Origin of the sequence: Cobetia amphilecti (genome assembly GCF_032923285.1) — a bacterium.
Classification (GTDB): domain Bacteria; phylum Pseudomonadota; class Gammaproteobacteria; order Pseudomonadales; family Halomonadaceae; genus Cobetia; species Cobetia amphilecti.
Genome location: NZ_CP136695.1, coordinates 1900456 through 1924981, shown reverse-complemented (window position 1 = coordinate 1924981; position 24526 = coordinate 1900456). Strand labels below are relative to the sequence as shown.

The window sequence follows — 24526 nt, the reverse complement described above, 5'->3', positions numbered from 1 at the left end:
CAGATGATTTCACTTTTCTTCAACCTCATCCCAGAGATAACACTCACATATCATGCACTTGCTAGTGGTATCCCTCCAATAACCCTAAGCATGCGTGACTCTCGACTTTCCATGCCTTCTGAGGCATGCATTTCGGGTTGGCTGATTTACGAAGAGTGATAGCGTGAAATTGGTTGGCCGCCTCACAAGCGCATGTCGGCCATCATTCCAACTTTTCGACATCGATGGAGATCCCTCATGGTGTCCAGACCACCGACAGGCATTCACCCGCCTCAAAGACGAAGACATCAGGCAATGCAAGTGATCCCCTATCAGGGAAACCAGGACTCTCTGCCGGGACTTTGCCTGACGGTCTCGGCACGAAAGCTGATAATGGCAAGCCTTGCACCGAGTACCATCCGAGCCTTCCAAAGCGACATACGGATGTTTCTCAGACGTGGCGGCACCCTCCCCAGCACCGACACGGAGATAGCCAACTATCTCACCCGGTGTTTCGAGGACGGCTATAAACCGAATACGCTCAAGCGGCAGCTGTGCTCGTTACGGCGTTGGCACCTTGTCATGAATTGCCCCACCTTGGGCAATGAGCAAATGATCAAGGGGGTCATGCGCGGCTGTGCACGCCTCAATGAAGTGCCGGTGAAACGTGCACCAGCCTTGATGAGAGACGATCTGCATCAGCTGCTGAATAGCCTGAATTTGAGCGAGTTGCGAGATCTGCGCGACGCCGCCATGTTCTGCCTGACGTTCTATGGAGCATTTCGTTACAGCGAAGTCCTCAACCTTCGTGTCGAGCACCTCACATGGGATACACGAGGCGTGTTGGTCAGGCTCGCCCGCAGCAAGACCAATCAAGAAGGACGACATGAAGTCAAAGCCATTCACCATGCGGATACCTCGCTCCCCTACTGCCCAGTCAATCTCCTGTATCGCTGGCTAGAAGCCGCCCATATCCAGAGAGGTGCGGTATTTCGCAGCGTCTCGCTGGGCGGCAGGCCAGGAGGCTCGAAACTCTCTCGAACTGCATTTCAGAATGCGTTGATCAGAGGGCTTGAGCGGTCAAACCTGGCTTCACGGGGATTCAGCACACATAGCATGCGTGCTGGCCTGATCACTGAAGCTCATCTGCGGGGGAAGAGCCTGGAGCAGATACAACGCGTAACAGGTCACAGGCATCTCAGCACCTTGACGGAGTATATTCGGGTCGCAGACCCTTTCGAAAACAGTGCCAATGACTTTTGATAAACACGAACAGTACATTACCGTTCAATAATCGATGAATTGAGAAAAGCAATCAAACGCAAAGTCATAATAAAAAATCACTACCAATATTGACGCTAAAAAGCCCTAATGCTCGCGAAACGGTCGATTTTGACGGTTAACTGATGCAGTAGATTCTTGCTACTTGAGTTATGCTATTAGTACACATTGATTCAGATTAGACATATCAGGAGGTAGTACTCTCAGAGATATCGTTCTACAGGTCGGGTGTATTACTCGACTGATCATCACTACTCAAAGTTACTCGCGTTTGCTGGACATGAACTCGACGAATGATTCTCTCATACGTCTCGGCCCCCCTTTGCCTATCGTTGGAGTCATCAATATGCCAGATGCTACCTATACACCGTCACTAGTGAAAATCAGCGCTGACAAGACGCTTGTCATCTATCAGCGAGTACTCGAGGTGGACACCGCCGAGCTTATGAACGAGGAGCATGCTTTTCGACCAACGGTCGCGACAGAGAGCCTGCCCATAGCGCCTGTCCGCTTCCGCAGCAACGTTCAGTCGACTCACACTTCCGAGGAGTTCGTGAATTTTCATGTCATCAAAGCCATCGTATCCACACAGAAAGTGCCCGTCTCACAAAGTGTATTTTGCATCGAGATCGATATCGGCAGACTCAACGAAGATGAAGTCCAGGTGGTGAGATTCTATTACCAGGTGCTACAGCCTCTGCTCGAGCTTGGCTGGGAATGGATCAATATCCACAACCTACATACCACTGGCGATATCAATATTAACGAGAAGAAGTTATGGAACAATATACTCAGAAACTTCATTAGTGATGAAAGATTACAATACGCATGGAGCAATGTAGTCACTCAACAAAACTTGCCAATAACACACAAGCAAATCTCATCAATGTTCAAACATCGCTATTCCACTGACTCGATTAGAAAGTTTATGAACACAATAACGGATAGCGCTAATAAAAGTCAAAGTAATGCATCTAAAGATAGAAATATAGCAAACGGCGCCACTGTCGCTAAAACAAGTAAGAAGAACACCCATAGCAAAAGAAAAGATAATAGGAAGCAGGAATCAGATACCAACAAGCAAAGCAATATAAAAGAAAAAAACAAGTACTCGAACAATAAGAGGGAAAACGACTCAGATTCGCAAATTGATTGGCTTTATGAGCTTTGATTGACTGATAAACAGGAGGCTTTCACGTGAGTGAACACCAACTACCTGACCAAATATTGGCTAATTACGACCTCAATGCGATCGGGTCCCGCTGGCCCCTTGTACCGGAGTGGCTCAAGAGGAGCCTCCCACCCTTGATTGCCTCAGAATATCGCCTCAGTGCTCGCCTCTTTGCCGCCGATTACTCGGAGCCAGACCTTGTGCCCCAAGTAGAAGAGTTTCTAGAAAGCCAATTTTTTATGGAAGATGAGTCACATCGAAATCATAGAATGTCTCACTGCCTTCATTACACGGTGAACTACCGATTTATATCGCTCACTGATCCTCGCGTAAGCAGTATCCGAAAGCTGCTTAGACTGATTTTTTGTCAGCCACGTCGTACTGTAAGACGTGGCTCTGCCATCAAATATTACACCCAGATACTTGAGCTTAGAAAGGCGCTTAAGCGGCTACTTAACTGGGGCGACCTGGATGATATTCAAAACAGTTTCCCCAGACCCATTTCCCCTACCCTGGGAGAGCAGTTAGTTCCTCCTCCGGAGCATTTTTCCGATGCTGATTTGGAGCTGCTCGAACAGTTTCTTCATGCCTATGATAAAGCAACTGATCGTCCATCGGAGCATCCCAACCATCTGCGCAATAAGAAAGCGACACGCGCTTTGCTTGACGAAATTTATCAGTCGAGCCAGCTCACTCGTAGCCCAATAAGAAAACAGCATAGAGCTCGCAATGAAAATCAAAAAAGACGTCAACATGTCGATACCATTCTTCGTGATTCGCCACTTTGGGCCAGTGACAAATCTTACAAAATTCATGCTGAATATACCGACTATCGCTCCCTTGACAGGTCAATCCAAGCACTTGACCATGCCTTAATAGAGGATGATGAAGAGCTCACGGATGACAATGAACATCAGAATGAATCATCATCTAATGATCTGAACCAAAGCAGTATCTCACCCCTCGACCCAGTGAAAGAGCTATTCCATAACACGCTGCTTTCACAAGGCGATCAGGCGCTTCACCTTGAGAGCGTACAGCTCTTGCAACAGGCCCGCAGTCTCAAGACATCTGCAGACATCAGCCTACGCCCACAAGAAGAGGTTCTAGCAGCTTTACGTATCTTCCAACCACCGAAAGATGAGGAATTTCTCATAGAATCTGAGAGTGCTATTGCAAACCGACAAGCCTTGGCATTTCTTAGCATTCTACTTTGCAGTGGAATAGCACCTGAGCGCTTGCTGCAGACGACGGTAATCTCCCGATCCCCCAAGCTGCCCCTCAATAGCGATAGCAATCGTGAGTGGATCATCTGCCAGACACTGGATCAAGTTCCCAGCTGGTCACCGGAGGAGGGGCTACTCCATTACTCTGTCAACAAGGCACCTAACGAAACCATCATCACGTTGCCCTTGCCCAACGCTCTCAATCAGTCACTCATGGCCGAAAAGGCATGGCTCCCCGGCGCCCAGCCCTTCAAAGCACTGAAATCACTGATCGAGAAAAAACTCAAGCGCTGGGGGGATAACCGTCCCGGAAGTACTCTGACGTTGAGACGCGTGTCCGCCAGTCATCATCATTGGGTGATACCTGCCTGTGAAGATGAAGTGATCGCGACCTGGTTGCGAGGCGAGCTCCCGCTTTCGCTCTCTGCCCCGGCAACGTATCGAACGATACCTCTGCACAAGATTCAGAAGGCTTTTCTCTCGGCTCAAGCTGCGCTTGGCCTATTTCCCTTATTAGAAGAAGACTGTCGTACACCTCGCGAAGATCACACCGTGGGATCCACAAAAGCCCAGGAGCCGAGCTATTTCAAACGTCCGCTTCATTTGCTGACGCAACTTACCAAGAACCACGCCATGCTGGTTACCTCATTGATTACCTCACAAGGGAATCGTAGTCGCGACTTACGGGCAGTCGGCGAAGCCATTGCCCGGCAAGGTCAGATACTGGGAGCGCTGACCTTACTTGCATGGCAGCTCTGCACCTTGGCTCGCCCAATTGGATCCAAAACCCAATGTGAGCAGCTGGAAAATACGCTCTGGCTACGCGACAAGGATTCGGCTCGGGCACAGGAAAGCCGCCAAATTCCACTTGTCCCTGCCCTTGGCACATTGCTCCGGCTTCAGCATGAGTGGCGGGAGGAATGGCAACGATGGTGGAAACGCCACGGTGGCAAAGCAGACTTTCTTAGGCATGAACAAGTCGCCTACCCCGTTCAATGGAAGTTCAATGCCTCGACAATGATGTTGACGCAGCAACGCATGCAGCATGCTGACTGGCGACAGTGGCTCAAGGATCTTCCAACATTCATGCCTTCGCCTTTGGCAACTGAATTGAGCCAGTGGGGCCACCAGCCTTCCAATATCACGCGCCACAGCATGCTCACCGCGCTCCAATCGCGACTTTCTCACGCTGAATTTAGCGCACTCGCTGGGCACACCACCCAGGGGCACTCACTCCAATCCCCGGCCAGTGATCGGAGCCTGATTCAATCGGCGACACGAAGCGCACTAACCGATATCGCCAGACTATGCGGCTTGACACCGGATCTGCTTCACAGAGACGACCTCCCATGGCCCATTGAGCACGCCGGACCAGCCATTCAAGGAGATAGAGGATGAGCGCTGTTACCACCATTGATCTTCGGAAGAAAACCGATGTACCTGCCCAGGCCACGCACCAAGAGCTTACAACTCCGAAGCTGTCTCCGATCGAGCTTTCGAAAACACTGGGTAGGATATTCCGTCGCTGGGATGATCCAGCTCATCCCCTTTTCTCCTCATCTGAAGAGCTCAGACATTTCCGCAAGAATGTCGCACGCTACGCCTGGCGACGGCATAAGAAAAAGGTAACCAGAGCACAGGCTAGAGCGCAAAGTGCGCCTTCCACCAAGCCGTCTCGCGCTCGACACAATGCCACACGCTTGAACCAGCGAGCTGTACAAGCCTTGATTCGCAACGCCATCCAGCTTACCAAGGAAGCTGAACTCGACTTCAGCTCCCGAAAGGTCACCAAGGAAGTCGCGCTTGTACTGACTCATCTCAACCGAGAGCCTGACTTCGAGGCTACGATTCCGACCAGTATCAAGCGTCCGGTCAGACCCTCATCCGCGGCTACCTCATCACGAGATATCAAGGTTCAGCAACGGGTGCTGGATTCGGTACGCGCCCTGCAGAGCATTCCCGCTAACCAATGCACGCCAGAGCAGTCTCTTCTCTTCCTGGCCTTGAGCATGGGTACCCTGCTGGGGATGGAGGAAGAAGTGATTCGCCATACTTTGCTGAACTTGAGCTCAGAGCATCTGCCACGCCTGAACACCAAGCGCGGTCCCCACCATTGGTTCATCGGCTGCCTGCCAGGGTTATCTCGAACACATCCAGCCCATTACCGGCTAAAAATCCCGAATCATCTCAGGAGGCTACTCAGGGCTTGCCGTCAGTCCCCTGCCCCATCATCAGCCCCCTCCTCTCAGCGAGCAGATGTATGGTGGTTCTCCTCGGATGCTACGCTGGATCTAAACAGTCCATTGGAAGCGCGAGCTGCCCATCTGGATCAGCTCTTGGTCACCGGTCTGTCACAGCTGCTAGATAGCCAGGCACCACGCAGGACTGGTTCCTCCGCTTCGCTGAAGAGTGTCCGATCATTGCTTCGTCATGCCTTTCGGTGCACGACATTGTTGGGCCCTGCGCCCCTCTGGTCACAGCTGCTTCGGCGCTATCCCGTGCCGGTGTGTAGCTGGCGTTCTCCTTGGCAGCATGACGAAAGCCTCTTTTTATCGGCGGCATCCCTCCCTACCTCCGGTACGTCAAGCGCTTCCGGCGCCATGGATGCCTCTGAACCGGAAGACATCGAGACCGATCTTCACACCCCTGAACTCCTTATGAGAGGAGGCGTCAGGAGTAACGAATCGTCACCATCAACCTCCCCTCGATACAGGCAGGATCAACTATCAACAGACTGGTATGTGAAAGCAGGCAACCAACTGTATGCGTATATCACCGAACTGGAGCATGAAGGTCTGATAACCCCCAGAGGGGAATCTGCGATCCAGCGGCATGACGCCATTACGTCTCGCTACGCGAAGAAGCTGATACACATGCTGGGCGAAGACAGCTATCCACTCTGGATACTGCTATGGCTGTCTTATCAATCGAGCACTCAAGGCAACAAAGCCAGCACGCTCAGAACTTACCTGAGTCGTCTGACGCCCACCTCCATGATGATGTTGCCCGATATCCCATGGTTGACGCTCTGGGATGGAGAACTGATGGAGGCGATCAGCGAACAGCTACCGACTCAGAAAGGCTGGGACACTTCGACGTCCCACAACTTCTTCCAGACGTTCAATCAGTTCATCAGCTTCTGCCAAGGTAACGATCGATTAACGGGTATTCCCCCCGTGCAGGGTGAGGGAGGTCGCTTCATCAGTACATTGCGTACACATCTGATCATGCCGCACGAGGCGGAACATCTGACCCGGGCGCTCTCCCGAAGACGGAGTGGATTGCGGCGCAGCTGGCTGATCGCCTTCCTCCTTGGCTACTACGGGGGCCTGAGAGCTGGAGAAGTCATGGCATTGACACTGCATGACGTCATCATCAATCAGCCGGGAGATGACGGCCCCACCTACTGTTACGTAGAAATCCATGCTGGGAAGACCGCAAATGCTCGTCGCAGCGTTCCTCTTCACCTTTTGATATCCCCAGAATTGATGACGCTGGTGAAAGAATGGATTGATAGGCGCCGAGAGTCCTTTGCTGGCCAGCAGCGTTTGAAGAACATTGCCTTGCTGGGGCCAGAAAGCTCTCCGCTGGGCTATTCAAGAGAGAGCTTGCTGACCCCGCTCATGGCATGGGCCCGGCAGTCTCTCCGCGGTGCTCTCACACCCGGATTGGAGCTGGAGGACATCCACTTCGACTTTCATCTCTTGAGGCACAATGCAATCTCGTGGCTCGTACTGCGCCTCTACAGCGACGACTACCCTCAGCTTCTGGATCGCCTTTCCTCCACCTGCCGAGGACATTGGTCCTTCACTCCTGCAGCACTGGCGAACTGCCGCCGAGCGGTCTACGACGTACTGGAAAGAGATGCCAAGGCACGAGGTCACCGTCTCGAGTTACTCGCCAAGTTGATCGGGCACCGCAACTCTCAAACACTGACACATCACTACACGCATGTGCTGGGTGAGATACATGGTGAGGTACTTCTGGAGCTGATGAAGCGACGCTGAAGGCGAAGATCGCATACTCGCATACTGGCTGTCGCCTATCGAAGCCGAAGCGCAGGTGGTCGACGGGCTAGAGATAGCCCAACCCCGATGTATCACCCTCCATCACTTGCGGTGTTGCACTCAGAGTCCACCTGCGCCATCTCACGCTCGGCAACCAGGATGAGTCAGGAGGTACAGTAGGCTGTCCGAGCCTGTACACACGGATGGAGCATTAGCAGTTCATGCGTGGTGCGATGATCTCCTTGACACTTTGACAGACTGATCGCCCCAAATTGTCCTGAAAGGGAAAAATTGCAGCACTTGCAACCCGCACACCAACTATTTTCCCTATAGGGAAAAATTCAGGACTACTCCAGTATATCCACCCAATTATCCCTATAGGGAAATTTTTAAGTATACTAAATTGTTTACAACAACCCGCTTTCTTATCGTGAAAGGTCTTAGCATGCCCCTATCGCAAGCAGTTCCCATTCATGATGCCGCAACGCTTGGCAAGTTGATTCGCCGCGCTCGCAAGCAGCAAGGGCTAAATCTTGAAACCCTCGCAGGTCTTTGCGGGTTGAGCATTCGCTTTCTGAGTGAGTTGGAAAACGGCCGTGACAGCTGCGGGTTGGGTCGCATATTGATCGTACTTGATACGCTAGGCATCGAGCTGTCCGCTGTTCCACCGGAGGGATCCGAATCATGATATTGCCGGATTCGTTGAACGTATGGCGCGACACGCAGCATGTAGGGACGTTGTGGCGCGGCACGGATGGCCGACTGATGGGCTTCGAATACAACGATACCTGGCGACAGAACGGGCATGCCATTTCGTACAGCTTGCCTCTAAGCCAAAAGGCTTGGCAGCCCCAAGACCTTCTGGCGCATCACTGGTTCGCAAATTTGCTGCCTGAAGAGCAAGCCCGGGCGGCGCTGATCAAGCGCCTGGGTATACCAGACGACGACTTCTCGCTACTGGCGACCATCGGCGGCGATTGTGCTGGTGCGCTGACGATCCTTCCGAGCGATCACATGCCGCCGTCAAGAACCCTACCGTCATCCCTCGATGACAACTACCGCGAGTTGCCGCTCGATCGACTTGCGCAATGGGCAGGTGCTCGCGAGCGGTATGCCCTGATGAATGAAGGAGCTCTGGCCAAACGCCCTCGTCTTTCGCTGGCCGGCGCGCAGGACAAGATCCCTGTGCGACTGTGGAACGATACACTCTACTTACCTATCGGAATCGAACCCTCTACCCATATTTTGAAATTCGCCGTCGAAGGGCGTGAGCAAGTCATTCTGAATGAGCTGTATCTGAACAATCTGGCACGCTTGGGGGGAATAGCCTGCCCGAGGACCACGATGGTCTATGCCGGCCGACATCCTTACTTGATGGTCGAACGCTACGACCGCTTGGGTATTGAAAGCGGACACGTCGAGCGTTTGCATCAGGAGGATCTGTGTCAGGCCATGGGCGTGTCGCGGAATCAGAAATACCAGGCTTACGGTGGGCCACGTTTCGGAGAGATCGTGCAAACAGTCCGCGAAGCCTGCCGACCCTCAGCGGCATCCATTCAGCAGCTGCTTCGCTGGCAAATATTCAATGTGCTGGTTGGCAACAGTGACGGCCATGCCAAGAACGTGTCCTTGTTACAGGACTCCCGAGGTCGTTGGCAGATCGCCCCAGCCTATGACCTCGTTGGCACCATAGTGCTCGGTTACGATTCAGACATGGCCTTCTCCCTCGGCGGGGAGTTCAATTCGATGCAGCTGCTACCGCGCGATTGGCAGGCCTTTTCGGAGGAGTGCCGATTCAGTTATCCGTTTGTGAAGCGCCAAATTCAACAGATGGTTACCATGCTCGCTGATCTATCCGACTCAGTCATACTCAAGGAGCAGCTACAGCAAGCCGGTCTCGAAGGCAAAGGCTGGACGAGGTTGCAGCAGCAACGTCAACACATTCAAAAGCAGTGCCGCCGTGCCGAGCGATGGTAGTGCCTGTCAGCGAAATTCAAGTTTGGATGTTGCCTCGTTCGGGGCCGTGAAGGCAGTCATCACACCGCCTGTGTCGCGCGACACTCCGGATAGGCCGAGCATCCCCAGAACTGCTGGCCCTCACGTACACCTGCTTTGGCAGTACGCAGCACCATACGGCTACCGCATTTCGGGCATTCACGTCTCGCCTGTGGATCATTGCGCTGCTTGAGATGCTGCACATGAGCACGCTGCGTCGCCCGAGTCGGCGCCAGCCGCCCCGTCAGCAGCGCCTCATGCATGGCCTCGACCTGCGCCTCGCTGAAGATGGGGGCCTTGAACGACTGTACGAAGGAAACGAAGTCAGTACCGCGCGTCACGTTGGCTGGCATCTCACCCTTGAGCCTGGCGTTGCCGACGAAGACGATCACCGAATGCAGATGCTCGGGAGTCACGCCAAGCGTCGTCTCCAGTGCCTTGAGATGCTTGTAGTTCTGACGTAGCGGGTTCTGGAAGCTGAACGACTGTCGAGGAAACTGCTGGGTCCAGTTCGCCTCGTGCTCACTGCCGAAGATCCAGCCTTTCATGTTCTTGGTTTCCAACACGAAGCAGCCGAAACGCGACAGCAGCACATGATCGATCTGGGTGGTGCCGCTCTCGGTCTTGAGGGTGACATTGTGCAAGGCCCGATAGCCCTGCTTGCCGAGTCGACGCGCCATCCAGCGCACTCGCCACTCGCCAATGCGACCTTTCATGCGGGGAGACTTGAGATAACGACTGACGCAGGAGGCCAGCACGAGGCATAGCAGTACACTCATCACCGGCGCGATGTTCGAAGGGACAACCACTGTCATGACTCCTGGTGCAGCCTGTACGGAAAGGAATCAAGCGAGGTGATTCGTCCAACCGGAGTACTGAGCCTTGATAAGGGAAAGGTAATGCTGCACCGCGCCCGATGGAGGAGCGCGGTGCAGCAAACTGCAGGATTCTAACCATCTGGCGAACGCCAAGCTACTGTTCTCTATCGGTTTATCTCTGAAGCAGAGCACGACGGAGCGTTGTGCATCGACGAGAGAATCAGGTTGGCGACGAGCCGTTCGTCTGAATCACTCCACCTCCAACATGACCTTGTCGGTATCGAACGCCAGCCGCCCGGCGATCGCCTGCACCTCCTCGATGGGGTGATCGTAACTCCAGGCGATATCAGGAAGATCCGGCAGCGAGTAATAGGTACTGTCGCCCTTGAACGGACAATGAGTGACGGTGTGAGAAACCGAGAGCTCCGCCATCGCCACATCGGCGCGCGGCAAGTAGAGCCTCGGCGGATAGCCCTTCTCGCGCAATTCCAGCGCGTTGCCAGTGTCAGCGATCACCGTCTCACCGACCAGGATTCGCACCCGCGAGGATAGCGGGTGCAGCGTGATACGCGGTTCGAGGTGGTCGGCCATGAAGACTCCTTTACGGGTTGGCGGGTGAAAGCGGCAGATGAAAGCGGCAGATGAAAGTGCCTTGAGGCGCGTTCTGAAAGAGTCAGACCCTCAGACCCCACCGTCCCTGGCGAGCCGAAAGCCGGAGAACGCCCAGCGCGCCTCGGGCGGGAAGAAGTTGCGATAGGTCGCGCGGATATGATCGGCAGACGTGGCGCAGCAACCCCCACGGAGCACCATCTGACCGGACATGAACTTGCCGTTGTACTCCCCCAGGCTGCCCGGCAGTTTGCGAAAGCCCGGATACGGGCGATAGGCACTGCCCGTCCACTCCCAGACATCGCCGAACATCTGACTCGGCATGCCTTCGGAGCTCGCGGCCGCGACTGGCTGTAGATAATCCTGATCGACGAAGTTACCAGAGAGAGGGACATCCTGACCGACTGTCTCCCACTCGGCCTCGGTGGGCAGGCGCGCGCCCGCCCACTGGGCGTAGGCATCGGCCTCGAAGAAGCTGACATGGCAGACCGGCGCATTCAGATCCACCGGCACCAGGCCACCTAGCGTGTAGTGATGCCAGACGCCGTCGCGCTCGACCCAATAAAGCGGCGCCGGCCAGCCTTCCGCCTTGACCGTCGCCCAGCCATCCGCCAGCCAGTGCTCGGGGGTGGCGTATCCGCCGTCCTGCATAAAGGCGAGAAACTCGCCGTTGGTCACCGGACGGTCGGCCATCTCGAACGCTTCGACGAACTGACGGTGTCGGCCCATCTCGTTGTCGTAGGCGAAGCCACCTTCGGCTGCATCATGGCCGATCTCGCGAACCCCGGCTGGATAGGCCAGCCATCCAAGCGACGGCACCTCCTGCGCAGGGGCTGGTGCCAATCCCGGAGTCAGATCATCCCGATAGGCCGGACACAGTGGGTTCTGCGCCAGAATGTGCTTGATGTCCATCAACAGCAGCTCCTGATGCTGCTGCTCATGCGGCAGCCCCAGCTCCAAGCGGCGAAGAATCTCGGGCAGATGTTCCCGTGGCGGATTCTCAAGCAGCGCTTGCATGGCCTGATCGACGTGCGCGCGATAGCGATAGACATCGTCGACGGTCGGGCGCGAGATCGTGCCACGCTCGGCGCGCGGGAACGGTACGCCATGGGTCTCGTAGTAGGAGTTGAAGAGGTGATCGTAGGCGGGGTCGAGCGTCTGATAGTCCGGCTGAAACGGCTTCAGGATGAAGGCTTCGAAGAACCAGGTGACATGGGCGATGTGCCACTTGGGCGGGCTGACATCTGCCATGCTCTGCACCATGTAGTCTTCCTTATGCAGCGGCGCACAGATCGCCTCGGTGGCGGCGCGTACCCGCTGGTACGCGCGTAGCCACTCCTTGGCATGCAGGCTATCGGGTCTTTCGATGACGGTGTCATGGGCAGATGACATGATGGCTTCCTTTACGAGTCTGGTTCTCTCCCTGAAACGTGATCGGACAGGCTCTTGGCCAGCACGGCTGACGTGCCTCCCCAGCCCCATCAGCGCTTGGCCGGGGTGATATCCCCACCCTATCACTCGTGTTGCTAATGCCAACTCTTCACGGACTCTGGTCTTTCCTCTGAAACTAGGTCTGCACCTTGATCTACCCCTGATCTGCCCTAGCCTTCACTTCGCTGTAACGCACGTCCCGCTGCAAGTGTCTTACCTGAGCGCGCCAGCCTCAGTTCTGCATCGGAATATTCTCTTCCCAACGAAAGCCGATACCGCCGCCCTGCCATACACCATTCTCCAGCGGGCTGGGGCCATGGATATCCACCTGCAGCGGCAGTCCGAAGCCAGGTGCCAGATCCTGAGTGCCACGCACGGTACTGCGATGCATGATCCGCAGGCCTTGCTCCTGTGCCGGCAAGTGCGCGCCGGGCGCGGCCCTATGAGCGACCGCCAGGTTATCGATGAACACGCAGTCGTTTTCCTGGTACTCGAAGTCGAGGGCGTAACCCTCGGTGAAGCCGGCATTCAGGATGGCGTTGTACTCACGGCAGAGCTGCGTCAGCTCTTCGGCGGTCAGCAGCCGGAAGGCATCCTGATCGGGTAGCTTCTCGATCACTGCGCCGGTCATGCCCAGATGAAGCCAGATGCACTTGCGACCGGTGATGGGGTGCTCGTGTACCACGGGATGTACGGCCCCGGAGGAGGAATTCACCGAAGCAAGACGGCGCCAGAAGGCCTGACGCTCGGCAGACAAGGCGTCATGGGCCGCGCCCTGATGAGCAAAGCAGGTACCGCCGCCGTTCTCGGCCGGGCGGATGATGTGGTAGCCGGAGTGCGAGAACGTATCGGTATTGAAGCTGCCGTCGTTATGCCACTGCGGCCCGACGCCGGGAATGCCGTGACGGCGATCGTTCGACAGCCGGAAGATGTGCCGGTTGCCATCGGGCGTGGCCGGATGCATCCCATGGGTACTGTGCAGCTCCTTGCCGCCCCACCAGCAACTGGCGCGCAGAAAGTCATCGGCCTCCAGGGGCGTATCGCGCTTGAAGACCAAGAAGCCGCGCTCGGCCATGATCTGCTCCAGCGCCTCAAGCACTGGCGCGGGCGGCGCGTCCTGAGCGGACAGATCGATTCCCCTCACCTCGGCGCCTATCGGCTCCAGCGGTGTGATGCTGCCGCCGAATTGCTGGATGACAGCCACCTGTGCCGGGTCGAACGGAACGCCCGGTGCTGACTCGGCTACCTCAGTGCGTGTTGGATTCGCCATGACACTGACCTCCTGTCGCGGCTCCCACGCTGGCGAGACGCTGATGTGTCATCAGGCCGCGCTATCGCTGCGCGACGACACTCGCGGCTCACAGACTCTCGGCGTGGGATGAATGTATCAGCATTCTCGCAAACACATTCCCGTGCGCCAAACCTCGCCCCATCTCATCCCGAACGCCGCGAGTTACCTATCAGGATGACGCTGGTGCATCACGTCACTCGTATTTCTTCTGCCAACTCTTCACGGCGATCCGCTCCTTGAGCAGATCCAGCATGTCGATCAGCACCTGCTCGGTGATCTGCTCCGTCCTCGGGTCAGTGCGCGACCAAGCATCGAAACCACTCTCTGCCAGGTGCCCCACCAGCGCCGAGAACTCCTTGGAACGCAGGCCGACCAGCGCTTCATCGACGAGATGGCAGGCCAGATCCGACAGCGAGCTTTCCAGCCCTTTCGTAAGCTGGGTGCCCATGGGCAGGCGCGAGACACGCTGAAGCTCCGGACTCTCGGCGAGGGTGCGACTGACCAGGCCCCGCACATAGCGCAGGGTATCGTCGCGATTCTGGGTATAGACATCCCCCGCCATGGTCTCGAGGCGCTGGGTAATTTCACGGATCAAGGCCTGCTTGCGAGGCTCCACGACACGCTCGATCACCGAAGATGAGAGGTCATCGCTGTCGCGCAACTGCTGCTGGACGTTATCGAGCATGCGCAGGGAGATACGGTCCGTCAGCTCCTCCAGCAGAATATCGAGATACTTGGCCGCCACCCCGTAGAGGTACCAGCGGCGAACATCGATCAAGCCGAGACGTTGCAGGCGGAACAACAGCGAGATCACACGCAACACACGCAACAGGCGGAAGCCGCTCAGCGGGATACACCCCAGCACGTCGTACCAGTGCACGAAGGGATAGAAGAACCAGCGGTGGTAGCGCCGCTCCGCAATGGCCACTGCCCACCCCGCCAGCACATCGAGCAGGAAGACGGCGACGAATGCCAGGTCGATAGAGAGGAAATTGGCGTGGATATTCTGCTCATAGGCCGCATGCAACCCGGGTGTCACGGCCTCGAAGGCCGTGTTCAGCGGGGGAATCAGGAAGAGACTATCGAATAGCAGCAATGCCAGATTGGCGATCACGAGCACGATGATGAACAGATCCCACCACAGATGTATCCGCTCCCTGGCGGACGAGGGCGTGCGGGTGGCTGGCATGACAACTCCTTGGCGATTGTTTCAGAATGCGTAACGCGTCTTCCTGACTCAGCCTACAACGCTTCAGATGACCACGCTGGCGATGACCGCGCATCAGCTGACCACACTGGCGATGACGCTATCTGCGAGGGCTTGCAGCGCTACCGGAGCCCAGCCCCGAATCGCCGTAGACACCCTATTAGTGAGGGAGACACCCGCATGAAACAAGCGCAAGTGATGACATGGGCCGCCGTGATGAGCGCAGCACTCACCCTGGGCGGCTGCGCAGGCGCTCAATCCTCTGAGGATTATCAAGGTGTCGACGAGCCACTGGAGAACACCTATTGGAAGCTGGTGACACTCGACAACCAGCCAACACCCGTGGTGGAAGGCAAGCGTGAAGCCCATATCGTCTTACATACACAAGACTCGCGAGTAGCCGGCTCCACCGGCTGCAATCGCCTGATGGGGGAATATCACCATGATGCGCAAGAACTCGGCTTCGGCCGCCTGGCCATCACGCGAATGGCATGTCCCGGTGAAGTAGCAACGCTCGAACGCGATTTCCTCGCGACACTCAATGACGTGTCGGGCTGGCAGATAGAAGGCAAGACACTGACGCTGATGGATGCACAAGGGGCGTCGCGTGCCCGTTTCCAGACAGTCCATCTCTATTGAGGACTCACAAGCTCCAGTGACAAGGTGTCGGGACGAGAAGAAATGCTTGCACTGCTTCATCGCGCCTGAATCACTCGTCCCGCTCCGGTCTTTTTGCGACATCCACGCCGCAGGGTATTCCCCATCTCGCATCTTCGGACTGCCGGGAGCATGAAGGGACTCACCTCGGCTACGCCTTTATCAGACGGCGAATTGTTTCTGGTAAAGGTCTATACCTGTAGTGGCACAGTGAATCTGGCCACCTGACTTTGAGTGTATGATGGCTCACAGAGACAATCAGGTGCAGATGATGACGAAGAAGAGAACGTTTAGCCCGGAATTTCGCATGGAAGCGGCCCAGCTCGTGGTCGACCAGGGCTACACGCTGAAGGCGGCGTGTGAGGCCATGGGGGTTGGCAAATCCACCATGGAGTATTGGGTTCGCAGGCTTCGCGCTGAGCGGGCAGGCAAGGCGCCGCTGAAAGGTGAGGCTCTGACGCCGGAACAGCGTGAGATCCAGGAACTGAAGCGCAAGCTGCGGCGAGTGGAAGAAGAGAAGGCAATATTAAAAAAGGCTACCGCTCTCTTGATGTCGGACTCCCTGAGCAATTCTCGATAATCGAGCGACTTGAAGAGAGCTACGCGGTGCAGCACTTGTGTCAGGTGTTTGGGGTGCATCGCAGTAGCTACCGGGCTTGGCGTGGTCGGGATAGAAGACCTTGTGAGACTGAGCAGAAGCTGCTGGATCAGGTTGTCGAGGCGCATACCGTCAGTAACGGCTCTGCCGGCGCTCGCAGCATCGCAAACGCAGGCAGGAATACAGTTGAGTCGTTATCGGGCCAGCAGGCGGATGAAGCAGCTGGGGCTGATGAGTTCGCAGCCGCCGAGGCACGCCTACAAGAAGGCTGATCAGCCACACCTGGATATACCGAATGTTCTTGATCGGGAGTTCGATGTAAAGAAGCCCAATCAGGTATGGACCGGCGACATTACCTATATTTGGACAGGGGCACGCTGGGCTTATCTGGCAGTGGTCATCGACTTGTATGCTCGTAAACCCGTGGGGTGGGCATTGTCCCTATCGCCGAACACGGAGCTGGTAAAGAAAGCGCTGACCATGGCCTACGAATCGCGTGGAGAGCCACGGAATATCCTGTTTCATTCGGATCAGGGTTGCCAGTACACCAGCCGGGCATTCCGGCAGATGCTTTGGCGCTACCGAATGACGCTGAGTCTCAGTCGCCGTGGCAATTGCTGGGACAATGCCCCAACAGAGCGCTTCTTCAGAAGCCTGAAAACGGAATGGATACCAGAGATCGGCTATCCCGATGTCGCTGCGGCGAAGCGATCTGTCACTGATTATATGATCGGTTACTACAGCAGCCTCAGGCCGCACAAGCATAACGATGGGATACCGCCGAACTTGGCAGAAAAGAACTACTGGAATGCTCAAAGCTCGGTGGCCAAAAACACTTGACCACTACATCCCAGCCATTCGCCCAGGTCACCACTTCAATGAGGCCGCTGCAGCTTACGGCAAGCTCCGTCTTGATCCGTGTCAATGGACAAGGTTCGAATCTGCGCTAGGTTAAGATATACATCACTCTGCAGGAGCCCTGCCGCATGGCCAGGCACACGTCATTTCCTAAGCAATCCTCGCGGTCTGCCACCGCCTGGCATCGCTTTGGTCTGGTCATCCTGCTGGGCATGGTGCTACTGCTCTCTAGCGCCGCCACAATGGCAGATGACCCCTCCTCGGCAGATGCTCCCTCCTCTACTGAGTCTGGCCAGGTTGGCGTTGAGCCTCACGCAGATACGCACTCGAACACCGAGTTCATCAACGCAGACTATCCTCAACCGCGATGCCACCATGGCCATGGCACTCGTAATGTCGGCAGCGCCCTGTTGCGCCTGGAGCGCCAGGACTTGGAGCTCGAGCCCCTTCCCTTGAGCATGACGGCCCCGGCCATAGCGCCCCGGGTTGTCACCGCCAGCGGCTCGCCAAGTGCCCCTCCCTCACCCTCCTCGGTTCCTGTCTACCTTTTGACCCAACGCTACAGAGTCTAAGTCGACCTCGTATCTCCATCTCGCGCTTCCAGCCGTGGCCGCGTGGGAGAAAACCCGTGCCCGCCCCACATTGATCCAGGCAACTGCCGGAGTGGCCGCTGTGTGTGCAGAGACTCTTCCCACCATGAGAAGTGCATGCACATTCGCAACCACACCCGAGTGCTCGGTATCGGGTACGGCTTAGCGGACGTCACGAGGAAGACTTTATGGACGCACTGTTTTACTTCCTGCTTTGGGCAGCAATCCTCTTCTTGATGATGCGGTTCGGCTGTGGCGCCCACGTCATGGGGCACAGCCATGGCAGGACCAAACACGACAACGATAGCCCAGGGAATCAACGTGCAACTGAAGGGCTGGAGTGGATTCCGCCAGCCGAGGACGTCGACCCCGTCTGCGGCAAGACCGTCAGAACGAAAGGGGCCAAGCCAAGCGTCCACGATGGCCACGTCTTTTACTTCTGCTCTCGTGACTGCCGGGAGCGCTTCGAGGCCGCGCCCGAACAGTATCTCGTCCCTGGTGCAACGGCCTCGCCCCTCCAACCGGAGAACAAAGATGCCTGATGCCAATGCTCCGTTGACAGCCAAGCCCCGTTCAGGAACTCGCTTGCCGGTTCAGGCAACGCCGCGGATTCCCATGATCGCACTCGGGATGAGCCTGGGGCTGTTCCTGGCCGTAACCTTCATCCTTTGCGTCGGCTTCGATCTGCTGTTTCCCGACCAGGCGATGTATAAGAGCTGGCTGCGCTTGTTGCCAGGCTTCACTTGGCTCAGCTGGTCAAGCTTCTTCCTGGGGCTGGTCGAAAGTTTCGGCTACGGCTGGTACATCGCCCTGGTCTTCGGCCCGCTATACAACTTCTTTGTCACACGCCTCAACCGACACAGCGGAGCGTAGGCCATGAACGAATCCATCACTCAATACCGAAGGCCTCAACGCATGCGTGCGGCGTTGATTCCATTCCACTGAAGAGGTCGGAAACTGTCCGGGATCAAGAGCCGCCTACTTTCATCTCTACCTTCTCTTGACCCTTGGGTTACCCGCAGGCTTTAGCCTGACGTCAGGGCAAAGTAAGTAACAAGAAAAGGAGATCCGACCATGTGGGGCGACATGATGGCGTATATGGGGAGTTACGGCTGGGGGCATATGCTCTTCGGCGGGCTCATGATGGTGTTGTTCTGGGGCATCGTCATTGCCTTGGCCGTTCTCCTGGTGCGTGGCCTGACCCGAGGCCGGGGCGAGCCATTTTCTCAACGGCGGCCAACGGCCCTGGACCTTCTTCAAGAACGCTACGCCCGGGGAGAAATCGACCGCGAGGAGTACGAGCAACGCAAGCGCGATCTTCTGCTTTGATCGCACCTCCTGATTATTGGATACGGCACTATTAGTTTCGACCCTATCGAGATAGGGCCACGAGGTTGAATCAAGACGCGGAAGCGACGGAGACGATTCCATGACGCAACACCAACACGACCATTGTCACGGGCATGCCTCGCACGAGGCACCGACACTAGGCAGCGGCGATACGGACCAACACGCCGCCGGCAGCCAGGGTGGCGCCCAATACACCTGCCCGATGCACCCGGAGGTCGTCTCCGACCAGCCGGGTGACTGCCCCAAGTGCGGCATGCACCTCGTGCCCGTGGGAAGCGACGACTCGCAGACGCATGACGGGCATGGTCATGGGGCCTCCGCGCCGGCCCACGGCGGCAAGTACGACAAGGTGCCGGCCGGGCATGCCGGCGCCGTCTACACCTGCCCGATGCACCCCGAGGTGCGCCAAACCACTCCCGGTGCCTGCCCCCTGTGCGGTATGGGTCTGGAGCTGGAATCGGCGACGGTCGGCGATGAAGGGCCGAATCCCGAGCTGGTCGATTTTACCCGACGCTTCTGGGTCGCGGCCGTGCTCACGCTTCCGGTCCTGATTCTGACGATGAGCCCCTACCTGGGCCTCGGGGCCATTCGCGACTTCTTCGGTGAACGCAACGCGATGTGGATCGAGCTGGTGCTCAGCACGCCGGTGATCCTGTGGTCGGGCTGGCCGTTCTTCGTGCGCGGCTACAACTCCTTCCGCACCATGAACCTCAACATGTTCAGCCTGATCGGCATGGGGGTCGGCGCGGCCTATCTGTTCAGCATCGTGGCGGTGCTGGTGCCGGGCGTCTTCCCCGACGGCTTTCGCCGGGAAGACGGCACCGTCGGCGTCTATTTCGAGGCCGCGGCGGTGATCGTCACCCTGGTACTGCTGGGTCAGGTGATGGAGTTGCGCGCCCGTGAAGGCACCGGCAAGGCGATCCGCGCGCTGATGGACATGGCCGCCAAGACCGCGCGGGTGATCCGGCCCGACGGCAGCGAAGAAGAGGTCGCGCTGGAAGACGTGCAGGTGGGCGACCACCTGCGGGTGCGCCCCGGCGACAAGGTGCCGGTGGACGGCGTGGTGGTCGAGGGCCGCTCCTCGATCGACGAGTCGATGATCTCGGGCGAGCCGGTGCCGGTGGAAAAGGTCAAAGACGACAAGGTCACCGGGGCCACGATCAACGGCACCGGCAGCCTGGTCATGGAGGCCACCCGCATCGGCGCCGACACCATGCTCAGCCAGATCGTCGAGATGGTGGCTGCCGCCCAGCGCAGCCGCGCACCGATCCAGAAATTCGCCGACAAGGTGGCGGGCAAGTTCGTGCCCGCGGTGATCGGCGTCGCCATCCTCTCCTTCATCGCCTGGGCGATCTGGGGGCCGGCGCCGGCGCTGTCCTATGCGCTGGTCTCGGCGGTGGCGGTGCTGATCATCGCCTGCCCCTGTGCACTGGGGCTGGCCACGCCGATGTCGATCATGACGGCCACCGGACGCGGCGCGCAGGCCGGCGTACTGATCAAGAATGCCGAGGCGCTGGAAGGCTTCGCCAAGGTCGATACGCTGATGGTCGACAAGACCGGCACCCTGACCGAAGGCAAGCCGAAGCTGGTGGCGGTGCTGCCCGAGGAAGGGCATGACGAGGCCGAGGTATTGCGCCTGGCGGCCAGCCTCGAACGTGGCTCGGAACACCCACTGGCCGAGGCCATCGTCGCCGGCGCCGAAGAACGTGGCGTATCCCTCGCCGATGCCACCGATTTCGAAGCCGTGACCGGCATGGGCGTCAAGGGGGTCGTGGACGGCCAGTCGGTGGCCCTCGGCAACGCCAAGCTGATGGCCGAACTGGGCCTCGATGGCGGCCGGATCTCCGAGACCGCGAACGCCCGCCGCGATGAAGGCGAAACGGTGATGTTCGTCGTGCTCGATGGCCAGATCGCCGGCCTGGTCAGCGTCGCCGACCCGGTGAAGGAGACCACCCCCGAGGCCCTGAAGGCGCTGCACAAACTTGGCTTTCGCATCATCATGGCCACCGGCGACAACGAGCGGACGGCCAAGGCGGTGGCCGGGCGACTGGGTATCGATGAGATCCGCGCCGACGTGCTGCCCGAGGACAAGGCCCGCATCATCCGCGAATTGCAGGAACAAGGCCGCAAGGTGGCCATGGCGGGCGACGGGGTGAACGACGCTCCCGCCCTGGCCCAGGCCGATGTGGGCATCGCCATGGGCACCGGCGCCGACGTGGCGATCGAAAGCGCCGGCTTCACGCTGGTCAAGGGCAACCTCGACGGCATCGTTCGGGCCCGCAAGTTGTCGCTGGCCACCATGCGCAACATCAAGCAGAACCTGTTCTTCGCCCTGGTCTACAACGGGGCCGGCGTACCGATCGCCGCCGGGATCCTCTATCCGTTCCTCGGCATCCTGATCGGGCCGATGTTCGCCGCCTTCGCGATGAGCGCGTCTTCGCTGTCGGTGGTGATGAATTCGCTGCGCCTGCGCCGGGTGAGGATTTGATCATGCATGACGAAAAGGGGTGGCTGGAGCGAGGACCCAGCAAAGGCAGCTTCTGGCTCATGGTGGCGATCGCCCTGGCGGTGATGGGCTTCCTGCTCTGGGAGGAGCACAAGGTGCACCTGCTCGGTGCCCTGCCCTGGCTGATCCTGCTCGCCTGTCCGCTAATGCATGTGTTCATGCACGGCGGACATGGAGGCCACGGGGGTCATGGCGGGCATGATGATCACAAGGGAGGACGCGATGAGTGATGACGTACCCGCCTATGGGCTGTGGGGCCTGGTCATTCTCAACTCGGCGATCTTCATCTTCTTCGCCTTCAGCTTCTTCAAGCCGCAGACGCGCCGCGACTGGCGCTCGTTCGGGGCCTTCAGCGCCTTCCTGGTGGCGCTGTTCACGGAGATGTACGGCTTCCCGCTGACCCTCTACTTCCTCTCCGGCTGGCTGCAGTCGCGCCACCCGGAGGTGGACTGGTTCAGCCACGATGCGGGCCACCTGCTGGAGATGCTGTTCGGCTGGCAGGCCAACCCGCATTTCGGGCCGTTCCATCTGCTGAGCATGGTGTTCATCGCCGCGGGTTTCTGGCTCATCGCCGCCGGCTGGCGGTCACTCTATACCGCCCAGCGGCGGGGAGAACTGGCCACCACCGGGCTCTATGCCCATGTCCGGCATCCCCAGTACGCCGGCTTCGTGCTGGTGATGACCGGCTTCCTGCTGCAGTGGCCCACCCTGCTGACCCTGGTCATGTTCCCGGTATTGGTGTGGATGTACTCACGACTGGCGATCCACGAAGAGCGCGACGTAGCGCGCCAGTTTGGCGACAAATGGCAGACCTACGCGGCCCGCACGCCACGCTTCATTCCGCACCTGCGGATGGCGAGTACGAGTGGCTGGCGCCTGTAAGGACAAAATCCCAGAGGTGCAGTCATGAAAAGCAGACGTTTTTCTCGTCGGCACGATCGTGGTCGTCAGCGACGACTCGCCCGGGGCTTCTTCTGCCCCTGCCACGGCTCCCAGTTCGACTTCGCCGGACGCGTGTTCAAGGCGGTGCCGGCGCCGATCAACCTGAAGGTTCCGCCGTACCGCTTCCTGTCCGAGTCCCGGATCGAGATCGGCGCCCACGACATCCTGACACTGAGAGGTATCCACTATGACCGCCAAAACATCCACCACCAAGCCACCCACGGCTCATAAAACCCCGCGCAAGCGCCAACCCACCGCCCCACCAGAGATGGACGCCCCGATGACCGCACCCGAGCCCGAAGAAGGCACCCTCCCGAGCCACCCGGCCACGGAGCTACTCGCCTATCAGACCGACCTGTGGCGACGCGGCGTACGCTACCTGGACACGCTGTGTGAGCGCGCGGACAACATGCTCGAGCATGAGCAGGCGGGCAAGCCGCCACTGCTCGACTTCGATTACGAGATGCTCGTGGATGGCCGTCGACTGGCGCGCCCCGCCAACTATGCCCTGCTGCGCATCACCCGGGTCGGCGAGGACTGCCTGGAGGACTGCCTCGACGAGACTAGGCCGCCAGGATGATCGTCGACCCGCGTGCCGGCCACGGCCCAGGCATCGGCGGCTTCAAGCGCGACTCCGAGGTGGGCATGGCGCTCCACGAGGGACACCCGGTCTACTTCGTGATCTTCTTCCCCGAGCCCGTCCCCGGCCAGACACTGGAGGACGTGCTGCACGTCCTGCGCCGCTTCGTCGAGACGCTGGCCGAGCGCCACCCCGGCCAGCCGCCGGTGCTCTACGGTAACTGCCAGGCGGGCTGGGCCATCGCGCTGCTCTCCGCCGACTGCGAGGGTCTGGTCGGGCCGGCGGTGCTGAACGGCTCGCCGCTCTCCTACTGGTCCGGCGAATCCGGCGTCAATCCCATGCGCCTCGCCGGCGGCCTGCTTGGCGGTGCCTGGCTGACGCACCTGATGGCCGACCTGGGAGACGGGCGCTTCGACGGTGCGAACCTCGCCACCAACTTCGAAGCCCTCAAGCCTGCGAATACCCTGTGGCAGAAGGACTATCAGCTGTTCGCCGACATCGACGGCCAGCGCGAACGCTTCCTCGAGTTCGAGCGCTGGTGGACGGGCTTCTATAGCCTGAGCAAAGAGGAGATCGTTGCCATCGTCGAGAACCTTTTCGTCGGCAACAAGCTGGAGCGTGGCGAGCTCGAGGTCTGCCCCGGCTGTAGCGTCGACCTCAAGCGCATCCGCAACCCCCTGGTGATCTTCGCCTCCGGCGGCGACAACATCACCCCGCCCCATCAGGCGCTCAACTGGATCCCCGCGGTCTATCCCGATACCGCGGCACTCAAGGCCGCCGACCAGCGTATCGTCTACCTGCTCAATCCCCACGTCGGGCATCTGGGCATCTTCGTCTCCTCCAAGGTGGCGCGCCTCGAGCACCGAGCGATCCTCGAGAGCGTCGGCAATCTGAATGACCTGGCCCCTGGCCTCTACGAGATGCGCATCGACAACCCCACCGGCGACCCCGACTGTCACAAGCCCCAGTTCCAGGTGCGCTTCGAGGAGCGCCGCGTGGAAGACATGAACTTTCCCGACCGGGCCCCGGCGTTCGAAGGGGTGCGAGCGCTCTCCGAGCACAATGTGGCCCTCTACGAGACCTTCGTCGGGCCCTGGGTGCGGTTTTACACCACCCCCTGGTCAGCCGAGGTGCTGCGTCAACTGCATCCGGCGCGGACCAGCCGGCTGATGTACTCGGAACGCTTCTCCCCCTGGATGACCGGTGTGAAGTGGCTGGCCGAGATGGTAGAGACCGCACCGGCGCCGATCGATAGTGACACCCCCTATCGGCAATGGGAGACGCTGTTGAGCGACTCTATCGCCTCGACGCTGGAGCTTGCCGGCACGACCCGCGACAGCATGTACGAGATGGGGTTTCGCAGCCTCTACGGCGGGGGATGGTGGAGCGAGAACGAGTGACCCAGTCGAAGCCGACCCGGTTTACAGCCA

The 24526-nt window shown here is 58.3% G+C and carries 20 protein-coding genes and 2 pseudogenes; 17 read left to right on the top strand and 5 right to left on the bottom strand.

The annotated features are described in order from the left end of the window. The first annotated feature begins 294 nt into the window (after window positions 1–294). The 6 genes from R1T44_RS08300 (at window position 295) to R1T44_RS08275 (ending at window position 9641) form a co-directional block, all read left to right on the top strand. Window positions 295–1242 carry a site-specific integrase gene (locus R1T44_RS08300; protein ID WP_043335828.1) on the top strand — a complete coding sequence of 316 codons (948 nt, stop codon included), beginning with the start codon at window positions 295–297 and terminating at the stop codon, window positions 1240–1242. A 364-nt stretch (window positions 1243–1606) separates the two neighbouring features. After that, entirely contained in the window at window positions 1607–2431 is an 825-nt protein-coding gene (locus R1T44_RS08295; RefSeq protein ID WP_043335830.1) for a hypothetical protein, read from the top strand. Window positions 2432–2565: 134 nt separating this feature from the next. After that, window positions 2566–5055 (top strand): hypothetical protein, encoded by a 2490-nt coding sequence (locus R1T44_RS08290; RefSeq protein ID WP_153635476.1) that lies wholly within the window; start codon window positions 2566–2568, stop codon window positions 5053–5055. Further along, entirely contained in the window at window positions 5052–7664 is a 2613-nt protein-coding gene (locus tag R1T44_RS08285; protein WP_156961922.1) for a site-specific integrase, read from the top strand. Before R1T44_RS08290 ends, R1T44_RS08285 begins: the two co-directional genes overlap by 4 nt. Before the next feature lie 445 nt (window positions 7665–8109). Further along, entirely contained in the window at window positions 8110–8352 is a 243-nt protein-coding gene (locus R1T44_RS08280) for a helix-turn-helix domain-containing protein (RefSeq protein ID WP_084589588.1), read from the top strand. Next, window positions 8349–9641 (top strand): type II toxin-antitoxin system HipA family toxin, encoded by a 1293-nt coding sequence (locus R1T44_RS08275; RefSeq protein WP_052384808.1) that lies wholly within the window; start codon window positions 8349–8351, stop codon window positions 9639–9641. Before R1T44_RS08280 ends, R1T44_RS08275 begins: the two co-directional genes overlap by 4 nt. A gap of 59 nt (window positions 9642–9700) precedes the next feature. On the opposite strand, the gene R1T44_RS08270 is transcribed toward R1T44_RS08275, so the two are convergent. The 5 genes from R1T44_RS08270 to R1T44_RS08250 form a co-directional block, all read right to left on the bottom strand. Continuing rightward, window positions 9701–10468: a nuclease-related domain-containing protein gene (locus tag R1T44_RS08270; protein WP_225347876.1), complete on the bottom strand. Its 768-nt coding sequence runs from the start codon at window positions 10466–10468 to the stop codon at window positions 9701–9703. 258 nt (window positions 10469–10726) lie between these two features. After that, on the bottom strand, window positions 10727–11068 hold the full coding sequence (locus tag R1T44_RS08265) for a DUF427 domain-containing protein (protein WP_024953449.1): 342 nt from the start codon (window positions 11066–11068) through the stop codon (window positions 10727–10729). A gap of 90 nt (window positions 11069–11158) precedes the next feature. Further along, a complete protein-coding gene (egtB, locus tag R1T44_RS08260; protein ID WP_024953448.1) occupies window positions 11159–12478 on the bottom strand; it encodes an ergothioneine biosynthesis protein EgtB in 1320 nt (439 codons plus the stop codon). A 271-nt stretch (window positions 12479–12749) separates the two neighbouring features. After that, entirely contained in the window at window positions 12750–13787 is a 1038-nt protein-coding gene (locus R1T44_RS08255; RefSeq protein WP_024953447.1) for a TauD/TfdA dioxygenase family protein, read from the bottom strand. A 214-nt stretch (window positions 13788–14001) separates the two neighbouring features. Continuing rightward, window positions 14002–14997 (bottom strand): ion transporter, encoded by a 996-nt coding sequence (locus R1T44_RS08250; protein WP_024953446.1) that lies wholly within the window; start codon window positions 14995–14997, stop codon window positions 14002–14004. A 198-nt stretch (window positions 14998–15195) separates the two neighbouring features. On the opposite strand from R1T44_RS08250, the gene R1T44_RS08245 reads away from it, so the two are divergent. The 11 genes and pseudogenes from R1T44_RS08245 (at window position 15196) to R1T44_RS08195 (ending at window position 24496) form a co-directional block, all read left to right on the top strand. Continuing rightward, entirely contained in the window at window positions 15196–15654 is a 459-nt protein-coding gene (locus R1T44_RS08245) for an META domain-containing protein (RefSeq protein WP_024953445.1), read from the top strand. Between the two features lie 286 nt (window positions 15655–15940). Next, window positions 15941–17110, top strand: a pseudogene (locus R1T44_RS08240) (IS3 family transposase). 796 nt (window positions 17111–17906) lie between these two features. Continuing rightward, entirely contained in the window at window positions 17907–18260 is a 354-nt protein-coding gene (locus tag R1T44_RS08235; RefSeq protein ID WP_052384923.1) for a YHS domain-containing protein, read from the top strand. Continuing rightward, a complete protein-coding gene (locus R1T44_RS08230; RefSeq protein WP_225347873.1) occupies window positions 18253–18591 on the top strand; it encodes a DUF5676 family membrane protein in 339 nt (112 codons plus the stop codon). The genes R1T44_RS08235 and R1T44_RS08230 overlap by 8 nt, the downstream gene beginning before the upstream one ends. Window positions 18592–18792: 201 nt before the next feature. Beyond that, window positions 18793–19047: an SHOCT domain-containing protein gene (locus R1T44_RS08225; RefSeq protein WP_043337204.1), complete on the top strand. Its 255-nt coding sequence runs from the start codon at window positions 18793–18795 to the stop codon at window positions 19045–19047. Window positions 19048–19147: 100 nt separating this feature from the next. Continuing rightward, window positions 19148–21556, top strand: coding sequence for a copper-transporting P-type ATPase (locus R1T44_RS08220; RefSeq protein WP_245163154.1), 2409 nt, complete (start codon window positions 19148–19150; stop codon window positions 21554–21556). A gap of 2 nt (window positions 21557–21558) precedes the next feature. Next, window positions 21559–21804: a DUF2933 domain-containing protein gene (locus tag R1T44_RS08215; RefSeq protein ID WP_052384922.1), complete on the top strand. Its 246-nt coding sequence runs from the start codon at window positions 21559–21561 to the stop codon at window positions 21802–21804. Then, entirely contained in the window at window positions 21797–22456 is a 660-nt protein-coding gene (locus R1T44_RS08210) for a methyltransferase family protein (RefSeq protein ID WP_043337201.1), read from the top strand. The genes R1T44_RS08215 and R1T44_RS08210 overlap by 8 nt, the downstream gene beginning before the upstream one ends. Before the next feature lie 84 nt (window positions 22457–22540). Continuing rightward, window positions 22541–22747: pseudogene (locus R1T44_RS08205) on the top strand (hypothetical protein); the annotation flags it as partial. A gap of 49 nt (window positions 22748–22796) precedes the next feature. Beyond that, window positions 22797–23096: a DUF3141 domain-containing protein gene (locus tag R1T44_RS08200; protein ID WP_209443826.1), complete on the top strand. Its 300-nt coding sequence runs from the start codon at window positions 22797–22799 to the stop codon at window positions 23094–23096. Further along, window positions 23093–24496, top strand: coding sequence for a DUF3141 domain-containing protein (locus R1T44_RS08195; RefSeq protein WP_209443825.1), 1404 nt, complete (start codon window positions 23093–23095; stop codon window positions 24494–24496). The genes R1T44_RS08200 and R1T44_RS08195 overlap by 4 nt, the downstream gene beginning before the upstream one ends. The last annotated feature ends 30 nt before the right edge of the window (window positions 24497–24526 follow it).